This window comes from Prosthecobacter sp. (genome assembly GCF_044227185.1).
Taxonomy (GTDB): Bacteria; Verrucomicrobiota; Verrucomicrobiia; order Verrucomicrobiales; family Verrucomicrobiaceae; genus Prosthecobacter.
This window is the reverse complement of record NZ_JBGAFO010000004.1, coordinates 112,910-127,534: the sequence shown is the minus strand read 5'-3', so window position 1 is coordinate 127,534 and position 14,625 is coordinate 112,910. Positions and strand designations below refer to the sequence as shown.

14 protein-coding genes are annotated in these 14,625 nt (G+C 63.9%); all 14 read left to right on the top strand.

Annotated elements, in window-relative coordinates; all coding sequences use genetic code 11:
- Nucleotides 1-325 precede the first annotated feature (325 nt).
- Nucleotides 326-1,000 carry a hypothetical protein gene (locus tag ACILSQ_RS11090; protein ID WP_395743691.1) on the top strand — a complete coding sequence of 225 codons (675 nt, stop codon included), beginning with the start codon at nt 326-328 and terminating at the stop codon, nt 998-1,000.
- On the top strand, nt 997-2,124 hold the full coding sequence (locus ACILSQ_RS11085) for an AAA family ATPase (protein ID WP_395743690.1): 1,128 nt from the start codon (nt 997-999) through the stop codon (nt 2,122-2,124). The genes ACILSQ_RS11090 and ACILSQ_RS11085 overlap by 4 nt, the downstream gene beginning before the upstream one ends.
- On the top strand, nt 2,121-2,852 hold the full coding sequence (locus ACILSQ_RS11080) for a hypothetical protein (protein ID WP_395743689.1): 732 nt from the start codon (nt 2,121-2,123) through the stop codon (nt 2,850-2,852). The genes ACILSQ_RS11085 and ACILSQ_RS11080 overlap by 4 nt, the downstream gene beginning before the upstream one ends.
- Before the next feature lie 4 nt (nt 2,853-2,856).
- A complete protein-coding gene (locus tag ACILSQ_RS11075; protein ID WP_395743688.1) occupies nt 2,857-5,451 on the top strand; it encodes a hypothetical protein in 2,595 nt (864 codons plus the stop codon).
- Between the two features lie 9 nt (nt 5,452-5,460).
- Entirely contained in the window at nt 5,461-8,274 is a 2,814-nt protein-coding gene (locus ACILSQ_RS11070) for a hypothetical protein (RefSeq protein WP_395743687.1), read from the top strand.
- Between the two features lie 163 nt (nt 8,275-8,437).
- Nucleotides 8,438-9,142, top strand: a complete 705-nt coding sequence (locus ACILSQ_RS11065) for a pirin family protein (RefSeq protein WP_395743686.1) — start codon at nt 8,438-8,440, stop codon at nt 9,140-9,142.
- A gap of 52 nt (nt 9,143-9,194) precedes the next feature.
- Nucleotides 9,195-9,575 carry a hypothetical protein gene (locus ACILSQ_RS11060; RefSeq protein WP_395743685.1) on the top strand — a complete coding sequence of 127 codons (381 nt, stop codon included), beginning with the start codon at nt 9,195-9,197 and terminating at the stop codon, nt 9,573-9,575.
- Between the two features lie 237 nt (nt 9,576-9,812).
- Nucleotides 9,813-10,307 (top strand): VOC family protein, encoded by a 495-nt coding sequence (locus ACILSQ_RS11055; RefSeq protein ID WP_395743684.1) that lies wholly within the window; start codon nt 9,813-9,815, stop codon nt 10,305-10,307.
- Nucleotides 10,304-11,197 carry a YceI family protein gene (locus ACILSQ_RS11050; protein WP_395743683.1) on the top strand — a complete coding sequence of 298 codons (894 nt, stop codon included), beginning with the start codon at nt 10,304-10,306 and terminating at the stop codon, nt 11,195-11,197. The genes ACILSQ_RS11055 and ACILSQ_RS11050 overlap by 4 nt, the downstream gene beginning before the upstream one ends.
- 47 nt (nt 11,198-11,244) lie before the next feature.
- Nucleotides 11,245-11,850 carry a nitroreductase family protein gene (locus ACILSQ_RS11045; RefSeq protein ID WP_395743682.1) on the top strand — a complete coding sequence of 202 codons (606 nt, stop codon included), beginning with the start codon at nt 11,245-11,247 and terminating at the stop codon, nt 11,848-11,850.
- A gap of 168 nt (nt 11,851-12,018) precedes the next feature.
- Nucleotides 12,019-12,447 carry a ribose 5-phosphate isomerase B gene (rpiB, locus tag ACILSQ_RS11040; RefSeq protein WP_395743681.1) on the top strand — a complete coding sequence of 143 codons (429 nt, stop codon included), beginning with the start codon at nt 12,019-12,021 and terminating at the stop codon, nt 12,445-12,447.
- A gap of 201 nt (nt 12,448-12,648) precedes the next feature.
- On the top strand, nt 12,649-13,524 hold the full coding sequence (locus ACILSQ_RS11035) for a DMT family transporter (RefSeq protein WP_395743680.1): 876 nt from the start codon (nt 12,649-12,651) through the stop codon (nt 13,522-13,524).
- A 320-nt stretch (nt 13,525-13,844) separates the two neighbouring features.
- A complete protein-coding gene (locus ACILSQ_RS11030; RefSeq protein WP_395743679.1) occupies nt 13,845-13,979 on the top strand; it encodes a hypothetical protein in 135 nt (44 codons plus the stop codon).
- A gap of 51 nt (nt 13,980-14,030) precedes the next feature.
- Nucleotides 14,031-14,624, top strand: coding sequence for an NAD(P)H-dependent oxidoreductase (locus ACILSQ_RS11025; RefSeq protein ID WP_395743678.1), 594 nt, complete (start codon nt 14,031-14,033; stop codon nt 14,622-14,624).
- Nucleotide 14,625: the final 1 nt, after the last annotated feature.

Sequence of the window (14,625 nt, the reverse complement as noted above, 5' to 3'; positions counted from 1 at the left end):
GCTCACACGTCCGGCATGACGGTGCCACTTCTCAGTTCCACAGGAACTGATCTACTTGAGGCTGCCACCCGGGCGAAGCAAAGTAGCTTTGTTCCTGCGGAACAAAGAACGCTCCGCCTGCCCCTGGACTCTTAACAATGGAGAACTAGGCAAATCAGCATTCAGTCCGTGAGTCCGGTCTTCCGTTTGTTCCGCGTGTTCCGTAGGCCGTCATCTCTGTTCCGCGTCACCTGCCGCACCGCATAGCATCCTTCGCCGCCCGCAAAATCGCCTCCCATGAAAACTTGTCAGCCGCTCATTCCAGTTCTTTCTTAGGCGGCATTGCATGCCCGCTGCCGTATCGCTTATTGAATTCTTCTCCGCCCTGCACACCTCGGGTCAGGCAGGTGTGACGAGGGATCCCCTCCCTGCAGACGGCTCAGCCCAGTCCTTCACCCTCCTCAGCCGCGCGTTCCATGAGTCCTGCGAGGATCTTCCCGGTGGCCTGCGTGTGCATCTGGAATGGCGCCCCGAATCCGCGGTAAACGCCCTCCACTACATCTACCGCCTCTGCCAGGCCCTGGTGGATCGCGCCATGCCAGAGGAGGAGGTCCACCGCATCTGCGCCGCCCTGCCCCTGGCGCCATCCTCGCCTGACGAGGTCATGTCGCAGGACCTCACGCTCCGTCATTTGCCCGAACTGCATGCCATGGCCAAATCCATGAGCGAGAGCGACCCTCTCGTCTCGGGAATTGAAGCCGCTGCAAAAATCTTCCCGCTCTCCTCCGTCGGCATCGCCCTCCCGCAGCCGCCAGACCTCACCGCCATCCGCCGGCACGAAAGCCTCTGGCGCTTGTACATCGACCGCGTCATCGAGCGCCAGGACGCCTCCCGTCTCGATGACGAACCAACCCGCCTCGCGGTGGCAGATGCCCTCGGCGCACACGCCCTCTCGCTCGCTCCACGTCTTGCGGCAAAGCTCGCCCTCCATTCCTCTCCTTCTTCCACCCCCGCTCCATGACCGCTCTCGAAATCGCCCGTCATCTCTCCGATCAAATTCTGCGTCCCATGAAAGCCGTCTTCGTCGGCAAGGAGGAGATCATCGATGTCATGGGCATCGCCCTCGCTGGCGGTGAAAATCTCTTCCTTCACGGCCCTCCCGGTACCGCAAAAAGCGCCCTCGTGCATGAGCTGGCACGCCGTCTCGATGCCCGCGCCTTTGACTACCTCCTCACCCGCTTCACCGAGCCCGGCGAGCTCTTCGGCCCCTTCGACATCCGTCGCCTGCGCGAGGGCGATCTCGTCACCAACACTGAAGGCATGCTTCCGGAGGCGGACTTCGTCTTCCTCGATGAGCTGCTCAATGCCAACAGCGCCATCCTCAACAGCCTCCTCCTTGTGCTCAATGAGCGCGTCTTCCGTCGCGGTCGCGAGACCCGCCGCCTCCCCGCGCTCCTCGTCGTCAGCGCCAGCAATCACCTCCCTGAAGAAGAGGCCCTCCGTGCGTTGTTCGACCGCTTCCTCCTCCGCGTCCACTGCGGCTACGTGCCCGAGTCAGAGCTCGCCGCCGTCCTGGAGGCAGGCTGGGAGTTGGAAAAATCACGTCGCACCGCACCTCCCTCCGCAGGCCTGTCCGCGCACGACATCCGCACTCTTCAGGAGGCCCTTCCCACAGTCGATCTCGCTCCGATCCGCAGCCCCTATCTGGAACTCGTCGCTCGTCTCCGCGCCGCGGGCATGGAGGTCTCAGACCGCCGTGCGGTCAAGCTCCAGCGCGTCATCGCGGCTAGCGCCCTCATGTGCGGCCGTCAGGAGGCCCGTGTCTCAGACCTCTGGGTGCTCCGCTGCATCTGGGACCGCGAGGAGCAGCGCGAGATGCTCGCCGCCATGGTGCAGGAGACCCTCAACAAAGACGCACCCGGCAGCGGTGATCATCCCCAGGCCCACGGCGGCAGCGCGCCTGATCCCGAAAGCCTCGCTCGCGATCTCGAAGTCCTCGCAGACGGCTGGGCAGATCTCGCGCCCGGCGTTGCAAAGGATCGCCTCGCCGCTCTCGCCGCACGCGTCCCCTGGGTCAGGCAGACGGAGACCCGTGAGGCTCTGCAGGAAAAGGTGGAGGCACTCTGGCGGAGGGCGGAGGCATGAGCACTCATGCCGGGCAGAGCGTGGCCGTGCTGGCCGCGTCTGACATCCCCTGGCTGGGCCGCTGGCGCACGCTTCCGGGCCACGAGGCCTGTGAAGCAGGCGGGCAGGTCTGGGTGCGCGGCCCTGCCGGCGGAGACTGGGCACGTCTGCCCGCTCTCACCCGCTTCACGGTGGATTCCCTCGGAAGGCTCACTCCCGTGGGCCGCACCCTGCCCACCGCGCGCCTTCCCGAGGGTCCATGGCAGCCCTTGGCGGAGTTTCTCCGTGTGCGCCCTCCGGCTTCTGCGCTGCCTGCACTGCATGTCGCCCCCGTGGCATGGACACTGGTGCCTGCATCGCAGTTTCGTCCGCCCTCGCTCATGGTGCTGCCGTTTGAGGATCTCGCGCGCTGGGGCCTCACAGCTCCGGCCGTTCGCCTGCAGCCGCTTCGCTTCGCCCTCGCCGACGACGGCCGCGCCTGCGTCATCGGCTCCCTTCTGCCTCCTTTGCCTGGAGCGCCATGGTGTGTGGAGGGGCGCATCGCCACTCCCGCGGGCTGGTCCCTGCCCAAAGGCGTCACCCCCGCGCTCGTGGCCTCCAGCATGAGACTCGGCGCCACCGAAACCGCCCTTCTCCACGAGGATGGCAGTGCGGAGCGGCTGCCCGCGGAGGCTTTTGTGGAGCTCACCCGCGGCGCCCTGCGCGCCACCGCGGCCGGCAGCGCCCAGCCTTCTTCTGCGGAGAACTGACCCCATGCATTCTCCCGCCACACTCGCCTACTTCTGCGCCCCCGCGGGCCATCTCTGGGAATGGGAGGACTCGGATGGAAACCAGGGCATGGTATGGTCTGGTAGCCAGGCTCTCGTTGTTTTTCGTCAGGAGCTTGTGGATCTCCTGGAGGCCTGTGTGCCGGTGGGGCTTCCTCCCATGGGCTCCATCCTCCTCGTGGCTGCCGCGGCTTCGGAGAGCTACGATCCCGCCGCCACCCGCGTCCGTCTCTGGGAGGCCGCCGAGCGTGCCACCTGCCTCAGCCAGCGGGCGGCGGCCGAGCGCACCACCGGTGGCAACGACGTCCCTCCGGCGATCGCTTCCCTGTGGGCCAAAGTCGGCGTCGGTCTGGATCAGATTCACGCGCTGCCTGCCGACTTGAGATCCAGCGGCCCCGCCCGCCGCCGCCTTCTGCGCACCCTGTTCGAGGAGGTGGATATCAATCTGCCGCGCAACATCACGCCCGTCATTTCGCTCAGCATACTCTCCGAGTTTGTGCAGACGCCTTTCCTCAACGTCTTCCAGCAGCGCTCGCCCGAGCTCAATGGCGTGGCCCGCCTCCTCAGAGATCTCAGCATCCTTGAAAAAGCCTTCACCCGCTGTCCGCCCGAGCACCTGGAGGAACGCCTGCGTACCGGCATCGACCGCCCGCTTTCACGCGCACCGGAGCTGCCTCTGCCAGAACCTGATGAGACGCCTCTTCCCGAGCCTCCCGCAGACCTGCTCCGCGCGATGGAGCATGAAGGCGGGGAACTCGCCCATATCGCCGGCCTCGTGCGCCGCATCGGCGCCATGCTGCATGTGCCCAAGGCCGTCACCCAGCGCGAGGAGCTCCCTCTCGGCGGTGTCTCGGACATCACCAATCGTGGCGATCCCTCCCGCCTCCTCATGACCGAGCTCGCCTGGGACGATCTCACCTTCGCCGTGCGTCTGGCGCAGGGGGAGGCCCTCTACCTCCGCCGCGAATCCCCTCCCGCCGAGCCTCCGCCCCGCCGCCTCATTCTTATCGATACCGGCATCTTCATGTGGGGAAAGCCCCGCCTCTTCGCCCTCGCTTCCGCCCTCGCCCTCCAGCGGCAGAAAGTCGGCGCGCAGACCGCCATCGCCTCCCTCTTCACGCTCGAGGCCGCCGGTTTCACCCCCGTCACCTTGGACACGGTGCCAGAAGTCCGCGCCCAGCTCGCGCGTCTTCAGCCGCATCCGCACCCCGGTGCCGCTCTCGCCTCTCTGGCAGACTCCGGGCTCTCTCCATTTCAGCCCAACGAAGAAGTCTTTCTCATCACCCACGCCGCGGCCTTGGAAACACTCTGCCACCTGCCCGTGTGGCGCCACCTCGCCACCAGCGTCCCCCTGCACACCCTTCTGGTGGATCGCGAGGGCCACCTGGAACTCTCCCGCCACAGCCTCGCCGGCGCACGTCTCATCGCTCACGCCCGCATTGATGCCGAGGACCTCTTCGAGCCTCGGGCTGCGGGCCGCACTTCCAAGCCATCACCCGCAGCTCTCATCAGCGAGGCCGGTCGCCTGCCTCAATTCTACCGTCAAAAAATCTGGCCCCTCTGTCATCCAGCACCACCAGCAAATGGCAGGACCTATCAATTGGCAAAAGGTCTCATCGGTGTTTCGAAGGCAGGATGTGTTTGCTGGTGGTCCAGATACTACCCATTGGTCGGCAGGTTGTTACTGCCGTGGCAGCCCGCGGATGAACTCTGCTATGCAGGTTTGGACAAGACGGATCCGGACACAGCTTTTCTGGCCTTCCGCTCTCCAGGCGCGGCGTTGGTCGAACTCGCAGTCATCTCGCTCAAGCAAGGCGAGGTCCTCGGCGTGTACACAGTGGAGATCGGTCGCTCAGACATATTCTTTCCATGCTTCAATTCGGGTTATCTGGTGGTGCACCTGGACACCTGCTCTAACGCTTACTCATGCCTCGAGGAGGCCACCAAGATCGGGACGGTTGCCCGTTTGGTTGTTCGGGGCTGGCCTGTCTTCGATGGCTCAAAGTTTCATGAGAATGGCAGCTTCGAGGATTTGCCATGCACGCCGCTCGAACTTTCCAAAAACCTGCTTCCGCAGGATTCGCCGCGCCGCTACATCACAGACATCCAGGGCGTGGCCTTGGATAGCCTGGGCAGAGTGATGATACTGACGGAAGGGAATCACATCTATATGCTCGATGTGAATGCAAATGGCTTCAACTGGGTTGGATGGAACAAGGCCAGGCCGCATTTCCAGCCTTTCAATGAAGTGTCAGCTCCGGGTTGGCAGGATCGCAATCTGCGCATCGCTCTTTTTCCAGATGGCCGTCGCATCGTTGCTGATCCTCGCGGTTACCTGCATGTCTGTGACTCCGGTGAAGAAGCACACGAAATCAGCATCATGCTGGTGAAAGGCCACACTGTTGCCTGGACTCCCAATGGGAAAAAATTTGGCGAATCAAATTTGTTGGGAGGCGACTGGCCCGCTTCGATGTCTGAAGTGTTGCCATTGGTAAGAAAACTTTTCCGCGCCCCTGCGCCAGACAAAGCTCCCCCTATGCTGCTCATGGTGGACCCCAAAACCACGGCTGCCACTTTCTAATCACCGCCCATGCGCACCTTCCCGCTCCGCCTCATCCCCGCCGCTGCTTCGCAGCCGGTCCGGGCTGGCTTCCTGCCGGGCTCGGACGTGGGTGCCTGGCTGGAGGAAATGGCCCTGCATCCCGGCGCGCGCTTTTTCGTCGTGCCAAATTCCATCGAGGAAACTGCAGCGGGCGGCCTGCTCGTCGTCCCGGCATCCACCCAGTCTCCCACCTTCGGCCCCCGCGTCATGCCCTGTGCGCTGGAGCACGGCATCGTCGCCCTGCCTTCCTCCATGCGGCTGGACCCCGCGCTCACTGCGGAGGAGGCGCGGCGTCTTCTGCCGTTCGCGTTTTACTTCTTCCATCCCGCCTTGGGCCTCGTCGCTTTTGAAGAGACAGACGCCATCACCCCCGCCGCATTGATCGTGCCGCCCCTCCCGCGCGGCACCTCATGGCTCCGCGCCTTGCCGGGCCATTCACCACCGCCGCGCCTCACCCGCGTCATGCTCACGTTGCCTGAAGATCCGCTCGATCTCTTCGGCGATGCCGCGCAGGACATCGGCACCCAGTCGCCCAAAGACCTCCAGGACAAGGCGCCGCTCCTCGAACGCTTGGGCGACAAACTCTTCGGCGCGGCAGCCATCGCTGGCATGGGGGCTTTGGGCATCCTCGGCGGACTCGCAAAAATGCTGGGCGCTGGCAAACCGCCCGCCGGCGCTGCAAACCAGGGAGCCGGGGCAAACCAGGGCACGCCCCCTTCGCGCCAGGAACCCAACATCCGCGGCATCCCCATCATGGATCGCATCCTCAAGTGGACGGCCGCCCAGTTCGAAAAACTCCAGCGTCAGCGCGAGCACGAGTTGCAGCGCCTCATGAAGCTGCTGGAGACCAATCCCGAGCTCGGCCTCCGCTATGCCCTCCCTTTTGGTGGCAGTGGCGATGCCTCACGCGGCAAGGCTCCCCCCGGCGGCAGGCTCAGCGAGCGCAATCCCGTCTTCGGCTCCCGTCGCGGCGGCGGTCCGGCCGATGTCTGGGACCTCTCGCAGCAGACCCAGTGGCAGCTCCAGCAAAAATACCGGGAGCTCGCCAATCGCGAGCTCGCTGCGGGCCGCTTTGACCGCGCCGCCTACATCTTCGCTGAACTGCTTGGTGACTGGCATTCCGCCGCAGGCGCGCTCGCGCGCGGCCGCCGTCATCAGGAGGCCGCCCGCATCTACCTCACCAAGCTCAACAACAAACCTCTCGCCGCCAAATGCCTCGAAGACGGCGGCCTCATTGCGGATGCCGTCCTGCTCTATGCCGAGCTCGGCCAGCACGAAAAGTGTGGCGATCTCCTCCGCCAGATCGGCCGCGAACGCGAGGCGGTGGCCGCATTTCAGGAGGCCATCAAAAATAGCAGCGACCGCCTGCACGATGCCCGCATCCTCTTTGAAAAGCTCGATCAGCACGGCCTCGCCATCTCCGTGCTCGCCAGCGGCTACCCTCATTCCTCCCAGGCCTCCCAGTGCCTCGAGCGCCACTTTGAATACCTCCAGCGCATGGACGCCACCAGCGACGCGCTCACGCTCAGCCGTTCCCTGGCGGATCCCGCGCGTCAGCTCTCAGACCGCGTCCAGATGACCACGACCTTGCGCGGCATCTACCAAACTCAGCCGGATCCCGAAGTGCGCCAGCGCCTCGCTCGCGTCGCCACCAGCATCATTGGCGAGGCCCTGGCCGCCGGCACCAGCAAAGACGAGGCCCTCCTCGCCTGCCTCCCTCACTTCGCCGCCAGCGACCTCCTGCTGAAACGCGACAGCCTCCGCTTCGCCAGCCTGCGCGAAAGCGCCCGCCGTCTGGAGCAGAAGGGCGCGCGTGCCACCTCTTCCAGGCAGGCCGTCATCTCTCTCACTCACCGCGGCTCACTCTGCCTTCCCAGAGGCAATCTCTCATGGCGGAGTCTCATCAGCTCAGACAGCCGCTGGCTCGCCATCGGTCAGAATGACAACGCACGCCAGGATGTCTGGACTTTGGGCAAAGACGACAAAATGGTGGGCGCGTTCACCTCGGCCTCAGGCTGGGCTTACCTCACAGGCCTCGCTCCGGTGCTTCCTCCGGCGGGTGATGGCGCCTGGCTTCCATTTGCCAGGAAAGACGAGGTGGCCCGCTACGGGCAGGCCAGCCTGGCAGACTTCTGCTCCGGTCCAAACACCCGTGACCTGCTTATCGATCGCCTCGGCTGGATGCCTCCCCACGTGCTCGCTGTGCAGCCTCAGGCAGACGGCGTCTGGATCCTGCACTGCAACTCCACCCAGACCATCGACCTCAGCTTTTACTCTTATCAGGGGCGGCTGGTGCGCAGTCACGCTCTTGGCTGGACTCCGCCTGAACTGACCGCGACCGTCTGCCTGGCTGTGCATGGTGAGCATGTGCTGATCACCATTGGCACGCATCTCCTGCGCATCAAAAACGGCAGCGTCATCAATCAGACCGAGCTCCCCTCCGCAGTTCTCGCACTCCACGTCACCAGGCCTGTTCAGCCCGCCGCCTTTCTCGCCGTGACCGGTCTCGAAGTCACTCTGATCTCTCCTGCCAAAAACAAGGAGCTCGAGACCATCCTGCTCTTCAGCCAGTCCGGCGCCCGTGCGCCTCACGGCTGTTTTCTCAACGATGGCCGCATCGCTGTGGGAGATGACAAGGCCTGCCTCATTTACAGCGCCTATCCCGAGACAAAGCTCATCCAGAACGCACCGCTGCAGGTTCCCGACAAAACCCGCAGGCCCGATGCCGTCTGCTACTCAGCCTGGTCCGGCACCCAGCTCGCCGTCCTCAACGCCGACGGCGTCATCGACTGGTTTTCCTGAAGGAGCGCGGAATTCATTCCGCAGCACTCCGCCTGCATCCAGCCCTCCGCGCCCCCTCTCCCTGCTCGGCACATGCGTCGCTGCATTCATTACCTCCAGGCATGAACTTCTGAACGAAGTGGCATTGGAGGAATCTGCGCCGCTGCGCGAATACACTCTCGTTATGAAACTCAAACTTCGCCTCTCCAACGAACGCGGTCATGCCAGCCACGGCTGGCTCGACAGCTACCACACCTTCAGCTTTGCCGACTATTACGATCCCGCGCACATGGGCTTCCGCAGCCTTCGTGTCATCAATCAGGACGTGATCGAAGGCGGCGCGGGTTTCCCCACCCATCCGCATCGCGACATGGAAATCTTCAGCTACATCCTCTACGGCGCTCTCGCGCACAAGGACAGCATGGGCAACGGCCGCACCCTCCTCCCCGGCCAGATCCAGCTCATGAGCGCCGGCAGCGGCGTCACCCACAGCGAGTTCAACCCCTCCAGGACCGAGCCCGGCAGCCTCCTCCAAATCTGGATTCGTCCGCGTCAAAACGGCCTCAAACCCAGCTACACCGAATGGCACCCGAAGCCCGAGCATGAAACCGCCGAGAAGGTCCTCGTCATCTCCTCCGACGGCCGCGACGGCTCCGCCACCATCCATCAGGACGCCGACATCTACCGCGTGCGCCTTGCTGCTGGAAAATCCACCACCCACGAAGTCCGCACCGGCCGCGGTGCCTGGCTCCAGCTCATCAAAGGCACGGTGACCGTCAATGGCTCCACGACTCTCAATCCCGGCGATGCCGTCAGCACCGACGACCCCGGCACCCTCACCCTCACCGCCACCCAGGACACCGAAGCCCTCCTCTTCGACCTCCTCTGAAAACAACTGCCAACAACTGCAAACCATCGCCAACAACCGCAAACTTCCCCCTATGAAACACATCCCCACCGCCGCCCGCCTCCTCCTCGGCCTCATCTTCACCGTCTTCGGTGCCAACATGTGGCTCCACTTCATCGATGTTCCTCTCCCCAAGGAAGGCACACCCGCCGCAAACTTCATGTTCGCCATCTACGGCAGCGGCTATCTCGATGTGGTGAAGGTCCTCGAAGTCACCGGCGGCCTCCTCCTCCTCAGCGGCCGCTTCATGAACCTGGCGCTCACTCTTGTCGGCCCAGTCGTGGTAAACATCATCCTCTACCACGTCTTCCTCGTCAAAGGCGCCTACGAAATGCCCGTCATCCTGGCCGTCCTCTCCCTCATCACCCTCGCCAGCCGCAAAGACTACCTCCGCACCCTCTTCGCCGCCAAATAAAGCCTCCCCATGCGGGCCGGATTCGTCACTGAATCCGGCTCGCACGCTTGCAGCATCTCACTCATCGCCCGCAAGCCCACCGCGGCGTGGTCCGCACTCTTCGAGTGCGGTTCCTGGCCCCCCGCCACACCCAGCACCCACAAAAAAACTTCAACCTCACCACCTGCGCCAGCTCTCCCTCTTCTGGAAACAACTGCAAACCATCGCCAACAACCGCAAACCACCGCCAACTTCCCCATGAGTGCTCCCATCCACCCCGCCGTCCGCATCGGCCACGTCCATCTCAAGGTGTCCGACCTCGAGCGCTCCCTCGCCTTCTACTGCGGCGTACTCGGTTTCGAACTCACCCAGCGCTACGGCACCCAGGCCGCCTTCGTCTCCGCCGGCGGCTACCACCACCACATCGGCCTGAACACTTGGGAAAGCCGCGGCGGCAAAGCCCCGCCGCGCGGCACCACCGGCCTCTACCACGTCGCCATTCTCTACCCGGACCGTCCTTCGCTCGCTGACGCCCTGCACCGCCTCATCCAAAACAAAATCCCTCTCGATGGCGCCTCCGACCACGGCGTCAGCGAAGCCCTCTATCTCCACGACCCCGATGGCAACGGCCTCGAGCTCTACGTCGATCGCGATCCCTCCGCCTGGCCTCGCGATGCCAGCGGCGAGCTCGCCATGACCACGGAACATCTCGACCTCGAAGCCCTCCTCGCAGAAGCTCCCGTACAATCATGAAAACCATCTCCATTGCCGAACTCCAGGCGCAGAAAGGCGCCGCCACCCTCATCCACGTCCTGCCGGAGGAGCACTACGCCAGCACTCATCTCCCCGGCGCCATCAATGCCTGCGTTTACGAAACCATCTTCATCACCAAAGTCTCCGAACTCGTCCCGGACAAATCCTCGCCTCTCGTCGTTTATGGCGCAGGCGGCGATTCTCTGGATGCCACCACCGCCGCCGAAAAACTCACCAAGGCCGGTTACACCGATGTGACCGTCTTCCCCGGTGGCATCGCCGAATGCCAGCAGCAGGGCTTTCCCCTCGAAGGCACCGGCACAGCGATCTCGCCACCCGCTCCCGAAGGCCATTTCGAGGTGGACACCGCCGCCAGTCTCGTGCGCTGGACCGGCCGCAGTCTCTTCAATCATCACCACGGCACCCTCAGGCTTTCCGGCGGCAGCATCGAAGTGAAAAACGGCACCCTTCAGTCCGCCCGCTTCACCATCGACATGAACAGCATCGCCTGCGAAGACCTCGTGGACACCGCCTTCAATGCCATGCTCATCCGCCACCTGCGCGATGACGACTTCTTCGCCGTGGACCGCTTCCCCACCGCCGGGTTCGTCTGCGAACATGTCACTCCTCTGCCAGCCTGCACACCCGGCACGCCCAACTACACCCTCCACGGCACCATCACCCTCCGCGGTGTCTCACAGCCCCTCAGCTTTCCCGCCGTCATCGCCGCCGCAGATTCAGACCATCTCACCGGCCAGGCCCAGTTCGAGCTCGATCGCACCCAGTTCGGCAGCCATTACGGCTCCGGCAAACTCTTCGCCTTCCTTGGCAAACACGTCGTCAACGACCACATCCACCTCCATCTCAAAATCCACGCCAAGCGGTCATAACTTTAAACTTCAAACCTGAAACTTTAAACTTCCTCTCTCCCTCCGTCATGCACACCCTCGAAGCCATCGCCTCCCGCCGTTCCGTCAAACAATACGACCCCGCCCACCGCATGACCGATGCGGAGATCCGCCAGCTCCTCGAAGCCGCCATGCTGTCCCCGACCGCCTTCAACATCCAAAACTGGCGCTTCGTCACCGTGCTCGATCCTGAAGTAAGAAAACAAATCCGCGCCGTCGGCTGGGATCAGGCGCAGATCACCGATGCCTCGCTTCTCATCGTGCTGTGCGCCGACAAAGACGCATGGAAGAAGGAGCCCGGCCGCTACTGGAAAAACGCCGCCCAGCCCGTGCAGGACTTCCTCGTCCCCGCCATCGGCCAGTACTACGGTGGCCGCGATCAGGTCCAGCGCGATGAATGCATGCGCTCCTGCGGCTTCGCCGGCATGACCCTCATGCTCGCTGCCAAAGCCATGGGCTATGATACCTCCCCTATGGACGGCTTCGACTTCGACGCCGTCGCCAAAATCATCAATCTCCCCGAGGACCACATCATCTCCTTCATGCTCGCCGTCGGCAAAGGCACCCAGCCCCCATGGCCCAAAGGCGGCCAGCTCTCCTACGACGAAGTCGTCATCCGCGACAAGTTTCATTGACCTCGTTGCCGTTGGTGGGGCTCGCATGGGCGCCAGCAAAGTGGTCCGCACAGTCCCCTGTGCGGCGCTCCGCCATGCCCTCCCCCTCCGCATCTGTTGAAGTGCGCACATTTCTCCCCCTTTATCACCAGTTGTGCGCCTCCGCGATTGGCGCATCCTCCCCCCACCATGAAAATCGCCATCGGCTCCGATCACGCCGGCTACCACTACAAGCAGGCCATCCTCCAGCACCTCCGCGCGGCAGGGCATGAAGTCGAAGACTTCGGCACCCACTCCGAAGCCCGCGTGGACTACCCTCGCTTCATCCGCCCCGTCGCCGAGGCCGTGGCCGCTGGCAGGTTCGAGCGCGGCATCGTTCTCGGCGGCTCCGGCAATGGCGAAGCCATGACTGCCAACCGTCTCCGCGGCATCCGCTGCGGCCTCTGTTGGAACGTCGAATCCGCCTGCCTCACCCGCCTCCACAACGACGCCAACGTCCTCTCCATTGGCGAACGCATGATGGATCTCCCCACCGCCCTCCAGATCGTGGACACCTTCCTCACCACTGCTTTCGAGGGCGGCCGCCACCTCACCCGCATCCAGCAACTCGACGAATAACCCGCCCAAAAAAATCCGGTTCTAAAATTTTTCTGCCCCCAATTTTTTTGCCCTGATCTCCGACCGCTCCTCCCAGCGCTCCTCGGAACCCATTCCACATCTCCAGTCTCTGAAATTTTTCTACCCCTGATCTTTCTACCTTTTTTCTCCGGCCTTCCTGCCACCCGCGTGATTCCCGCTCCCCCCATCCATCTCGCCTGAATGAGCGCCACCCCACGCGCTTCTCTGTGGACCGCCATCATCCCCTGGCTCTTCGTCCTCCTCTGGAGCAGCGGCTTCATCGGCTCAAAGCTCGGCATCCCTTACGCCGAGCCCTTCACTTTCCTCACGCTGCGCTACTGCATCGTCCTCGCGATCTTGATCCCCATCGCGCTCCTCACCCGCGCACCCTGGCCGCGGGGCAGGGGACAGCTCGCCCACGTCGCCTTCGCCGGTCTCATGATCCATGCCCTCTACCTCAGCGGCTGCGTCTGGTCCCTGCGTCTCGGTCTTCCCGCCGGCATCCTCAGTCTCATCGTCTCCCTCCAGCCCCTCTTCACCGCCGCCTTCGCAGGCATCGCCCTCGGCGAGCGCGTCCTGCCCCGGCAGTGGGGCGGGCTCGCCCTCGGCTTCATCGGCACCATCCTCGTCGTCGCGCATAAAACTGGCAGCGGCCTCACCTTCATCATGACGCTGCCCGCCATCGCCGCGCTCGTTGGCATCACCGTTGGCACCATGTGGCAGAAGCGCCACTGCCCCGCCTTCGATCTCCGCACCAGCACTGTTGTTCAATACGCCGCCAGCCTCCTCATCACGGCTCTCCTCGCCTTCACCACGGAGACCCGCCACGTCGAATGGAGCGGCCAGTTCATCTTCGCATTGTGCTGGGTCGCCCTCGTCCTCTCCATCGGCGCCATCAGCCTGCTCAATCACCTCATCCGCAGCGGCACCGCCGTCAATGTAGCCAGCCTCTTCTACACCGTCCCCGCCGTCACCGCCCTCATGGCCTGGGCCATCTTCCGCGAGACCCTCACCGGCCTCTCCCTCATCGGCATGATCATCGCCGCCCTCGGCGTCTGGCTCGCCCGCGCCAGGTGATTCGCATCAAACGCATTGCGAGTCACCCTCCCGCGCCGCCCGCCAGAAATCGTCCTCGTCCTCCTACTCGAACTCGTCCTCGATCCTGCCGCTCCGCGAGACCCTCACCGGTCTCTCCCTCATCGGCATGGCCGTCGCCGCCCTCGGCGTCTGGCTCGCCCGCGCCAGGTAAACCCAGTCCCCGCAAGCCCACCGCGGCGTGGTCCGCACTCTCCGAGTGCGGCTTCTGGGTACCCTTCACGCCTAAGCCTGCGCAGGAGACTTCCATCTGCTAGGCTGCCGATGACGAAGCCGCCGACCCCTCGGCCGCTTTCGACGACGTGGAGCTCCACCTTCTCACCGCAGACGGCACCAAACTCCGCCTCGAAATCGATGACGCCCTCCGCATCGACGGCGCCTGGAAATTCAAAGGCCGCATCGAGGACAAATTGAGCATCGAGCTCACCGATTTCTGAAAACGATTGCCGCATTCCTGCGGGCGGTCATGCTGCGCGCATCGCATCCCCATGGCCTCGGTTCTCGTTCTCTACGCCCATCCCGCTCCGCACAAGTCGCGCATCAATCACCGCCTGGCCGCCGCCGCCCGCCAGGTGGAGGGCGTCACCTTCCGCGATCTCTACGAGCTCTACCCCGATTTCCTCATCGATGTGGAGGAGGAGCAAAAACTCCTCAAAGAGCACGACATCATCGTCCTTCAGCACCCCTTCTACTGGTACAGCGCGCCCGCGCTGGTGAAGGAGTACCTCGACCTCGTCCTCACCTATGGCTGGGCTTACGGGGAAGGGGGCGCCGCCCTTCAGGGCAAGACCCTCGTGCACGCCATCAGCGCCGGCGGTTCCGAAGAAGTGTACTGCTCGCAGGGCCGCAACCGCTACACCATCCGTCAGCTTCTCGCGCCGTTTGATCAGACCGCCTTCCTCTGCGGCATGCGCTACCTCGCTCCGCACGTCATTCACGGTGCGAATCAGCTCGCCGATGCCTCCTCCATCCAGGCGCATGCACAGCGCTACGCGCGCCTCCTCACCTCTCTGCGCGATGAAACCCTGCCGCTGGAGCAGGCCCTGGACGCGCATAAAATCAACGACCTCATTCCTGCATAGC

What these genes read in the sequence shown, in the direction of transcription:
- ACILSQ_RS11090 (WP_395743691.1), top strand. Translation starts at nt 326, where the DNA reads ATGCCCGCTGCCGTATCGCTTATTGAATTCTTCTCCGCCCTGCACACC.
- ACILSQ_RS11085 (WP_395743690.1), top strand. Translation starts at nt 997, where the DNA reads ATGACCGCTCTCGAAATCGCCCGTCATCTCTCCGATCAAATTCTGCGT.
- ACILSQ_RS11080 (WP_395743689.1), top strand. Translation starts at nt 2,121, where the DNA reads ATGAGCACTCATGCCGGGCAGAGCGTGGCCGTGCTGGCCGCGTCTGAC.
- ACILSQ_RS11075 (WP_395743688.1), top strand. Translation starts at nt 2,857, where the DNA reads ATGCATTCTCCCGCCACACTCGCCTACTTCTGCGCCCCCGCGGGCCAT.
- ACILSQ_RS11070 (WP_395743687.1), top strand. Translation starts at nt 5,461, where the DNA reads ATGCGCACCTTCCCGCTCCGCCTCATCCCCGCCGCTGCTTCGCAGCCG.
- ACILSQ_RS11065 (WP_395743686.1), top strand. Translation starts at nt 8,438, where the DNA reads ATGAAACTCAAACTTCGCCTCTCCAACGAACGCGGTCATGCCAGCCAC.
- ACILSQ_RS11060 (WP_395743685.1), top strand. Translation starts at nt 9,195, where the DNA reads ATGAAACACATCCCCACCGCCGCCCGCCTCCTCCTCGGCCTCATCTTC.
- ACILSQ_RS11055 (WP_395743684.1), top strand. Translation starts at nt 9,813, where the DNA reads ATGAGTGCTCCCATCCACCCCGCCGTCCGCATCGGCCACGTCCATCTC.
- ACILSQ_RS11050 (WP_395743683.1), top strand. Translation starts at nt 10,304, where the DNA reads ATGAAAACCATCTCCATTGCCGAACTCCAGGCGCAGAAAGGCGCCGCC.
- ACILSQ_RS11045 (WP_395743682.1), top strand. Translation starts at nt 11,245, where the DNA reads ATGCACACCCTCGAAGCCATCGCCTCCCGCCGTTCCGTCAAACAATAC.
- rpiB (WP_395743681.1), top strand. Translation starts at nt 12,019, where the DNA reads ATGAAAATCGCCATCGGCTCCGATCACGCCGGCTACCACTACAAGCAG.
- ACILSQ_RS11035 (WP_395743680.1), top strand. Translation starts at nt 12,649, where the DNA reads ATGAGCGCCACCCCACGCGCTTCTCTGTGGACCGCCATCATCCCCTGG.
- ACILSQ_RS11025 (WP_395743678.1), top strand. Translation starts at nt 14,031, where the DNA reads ATGGCCTCGGTTCTCGTTCTCTACGCCCATCCCGCTCCGCACAAGTCG.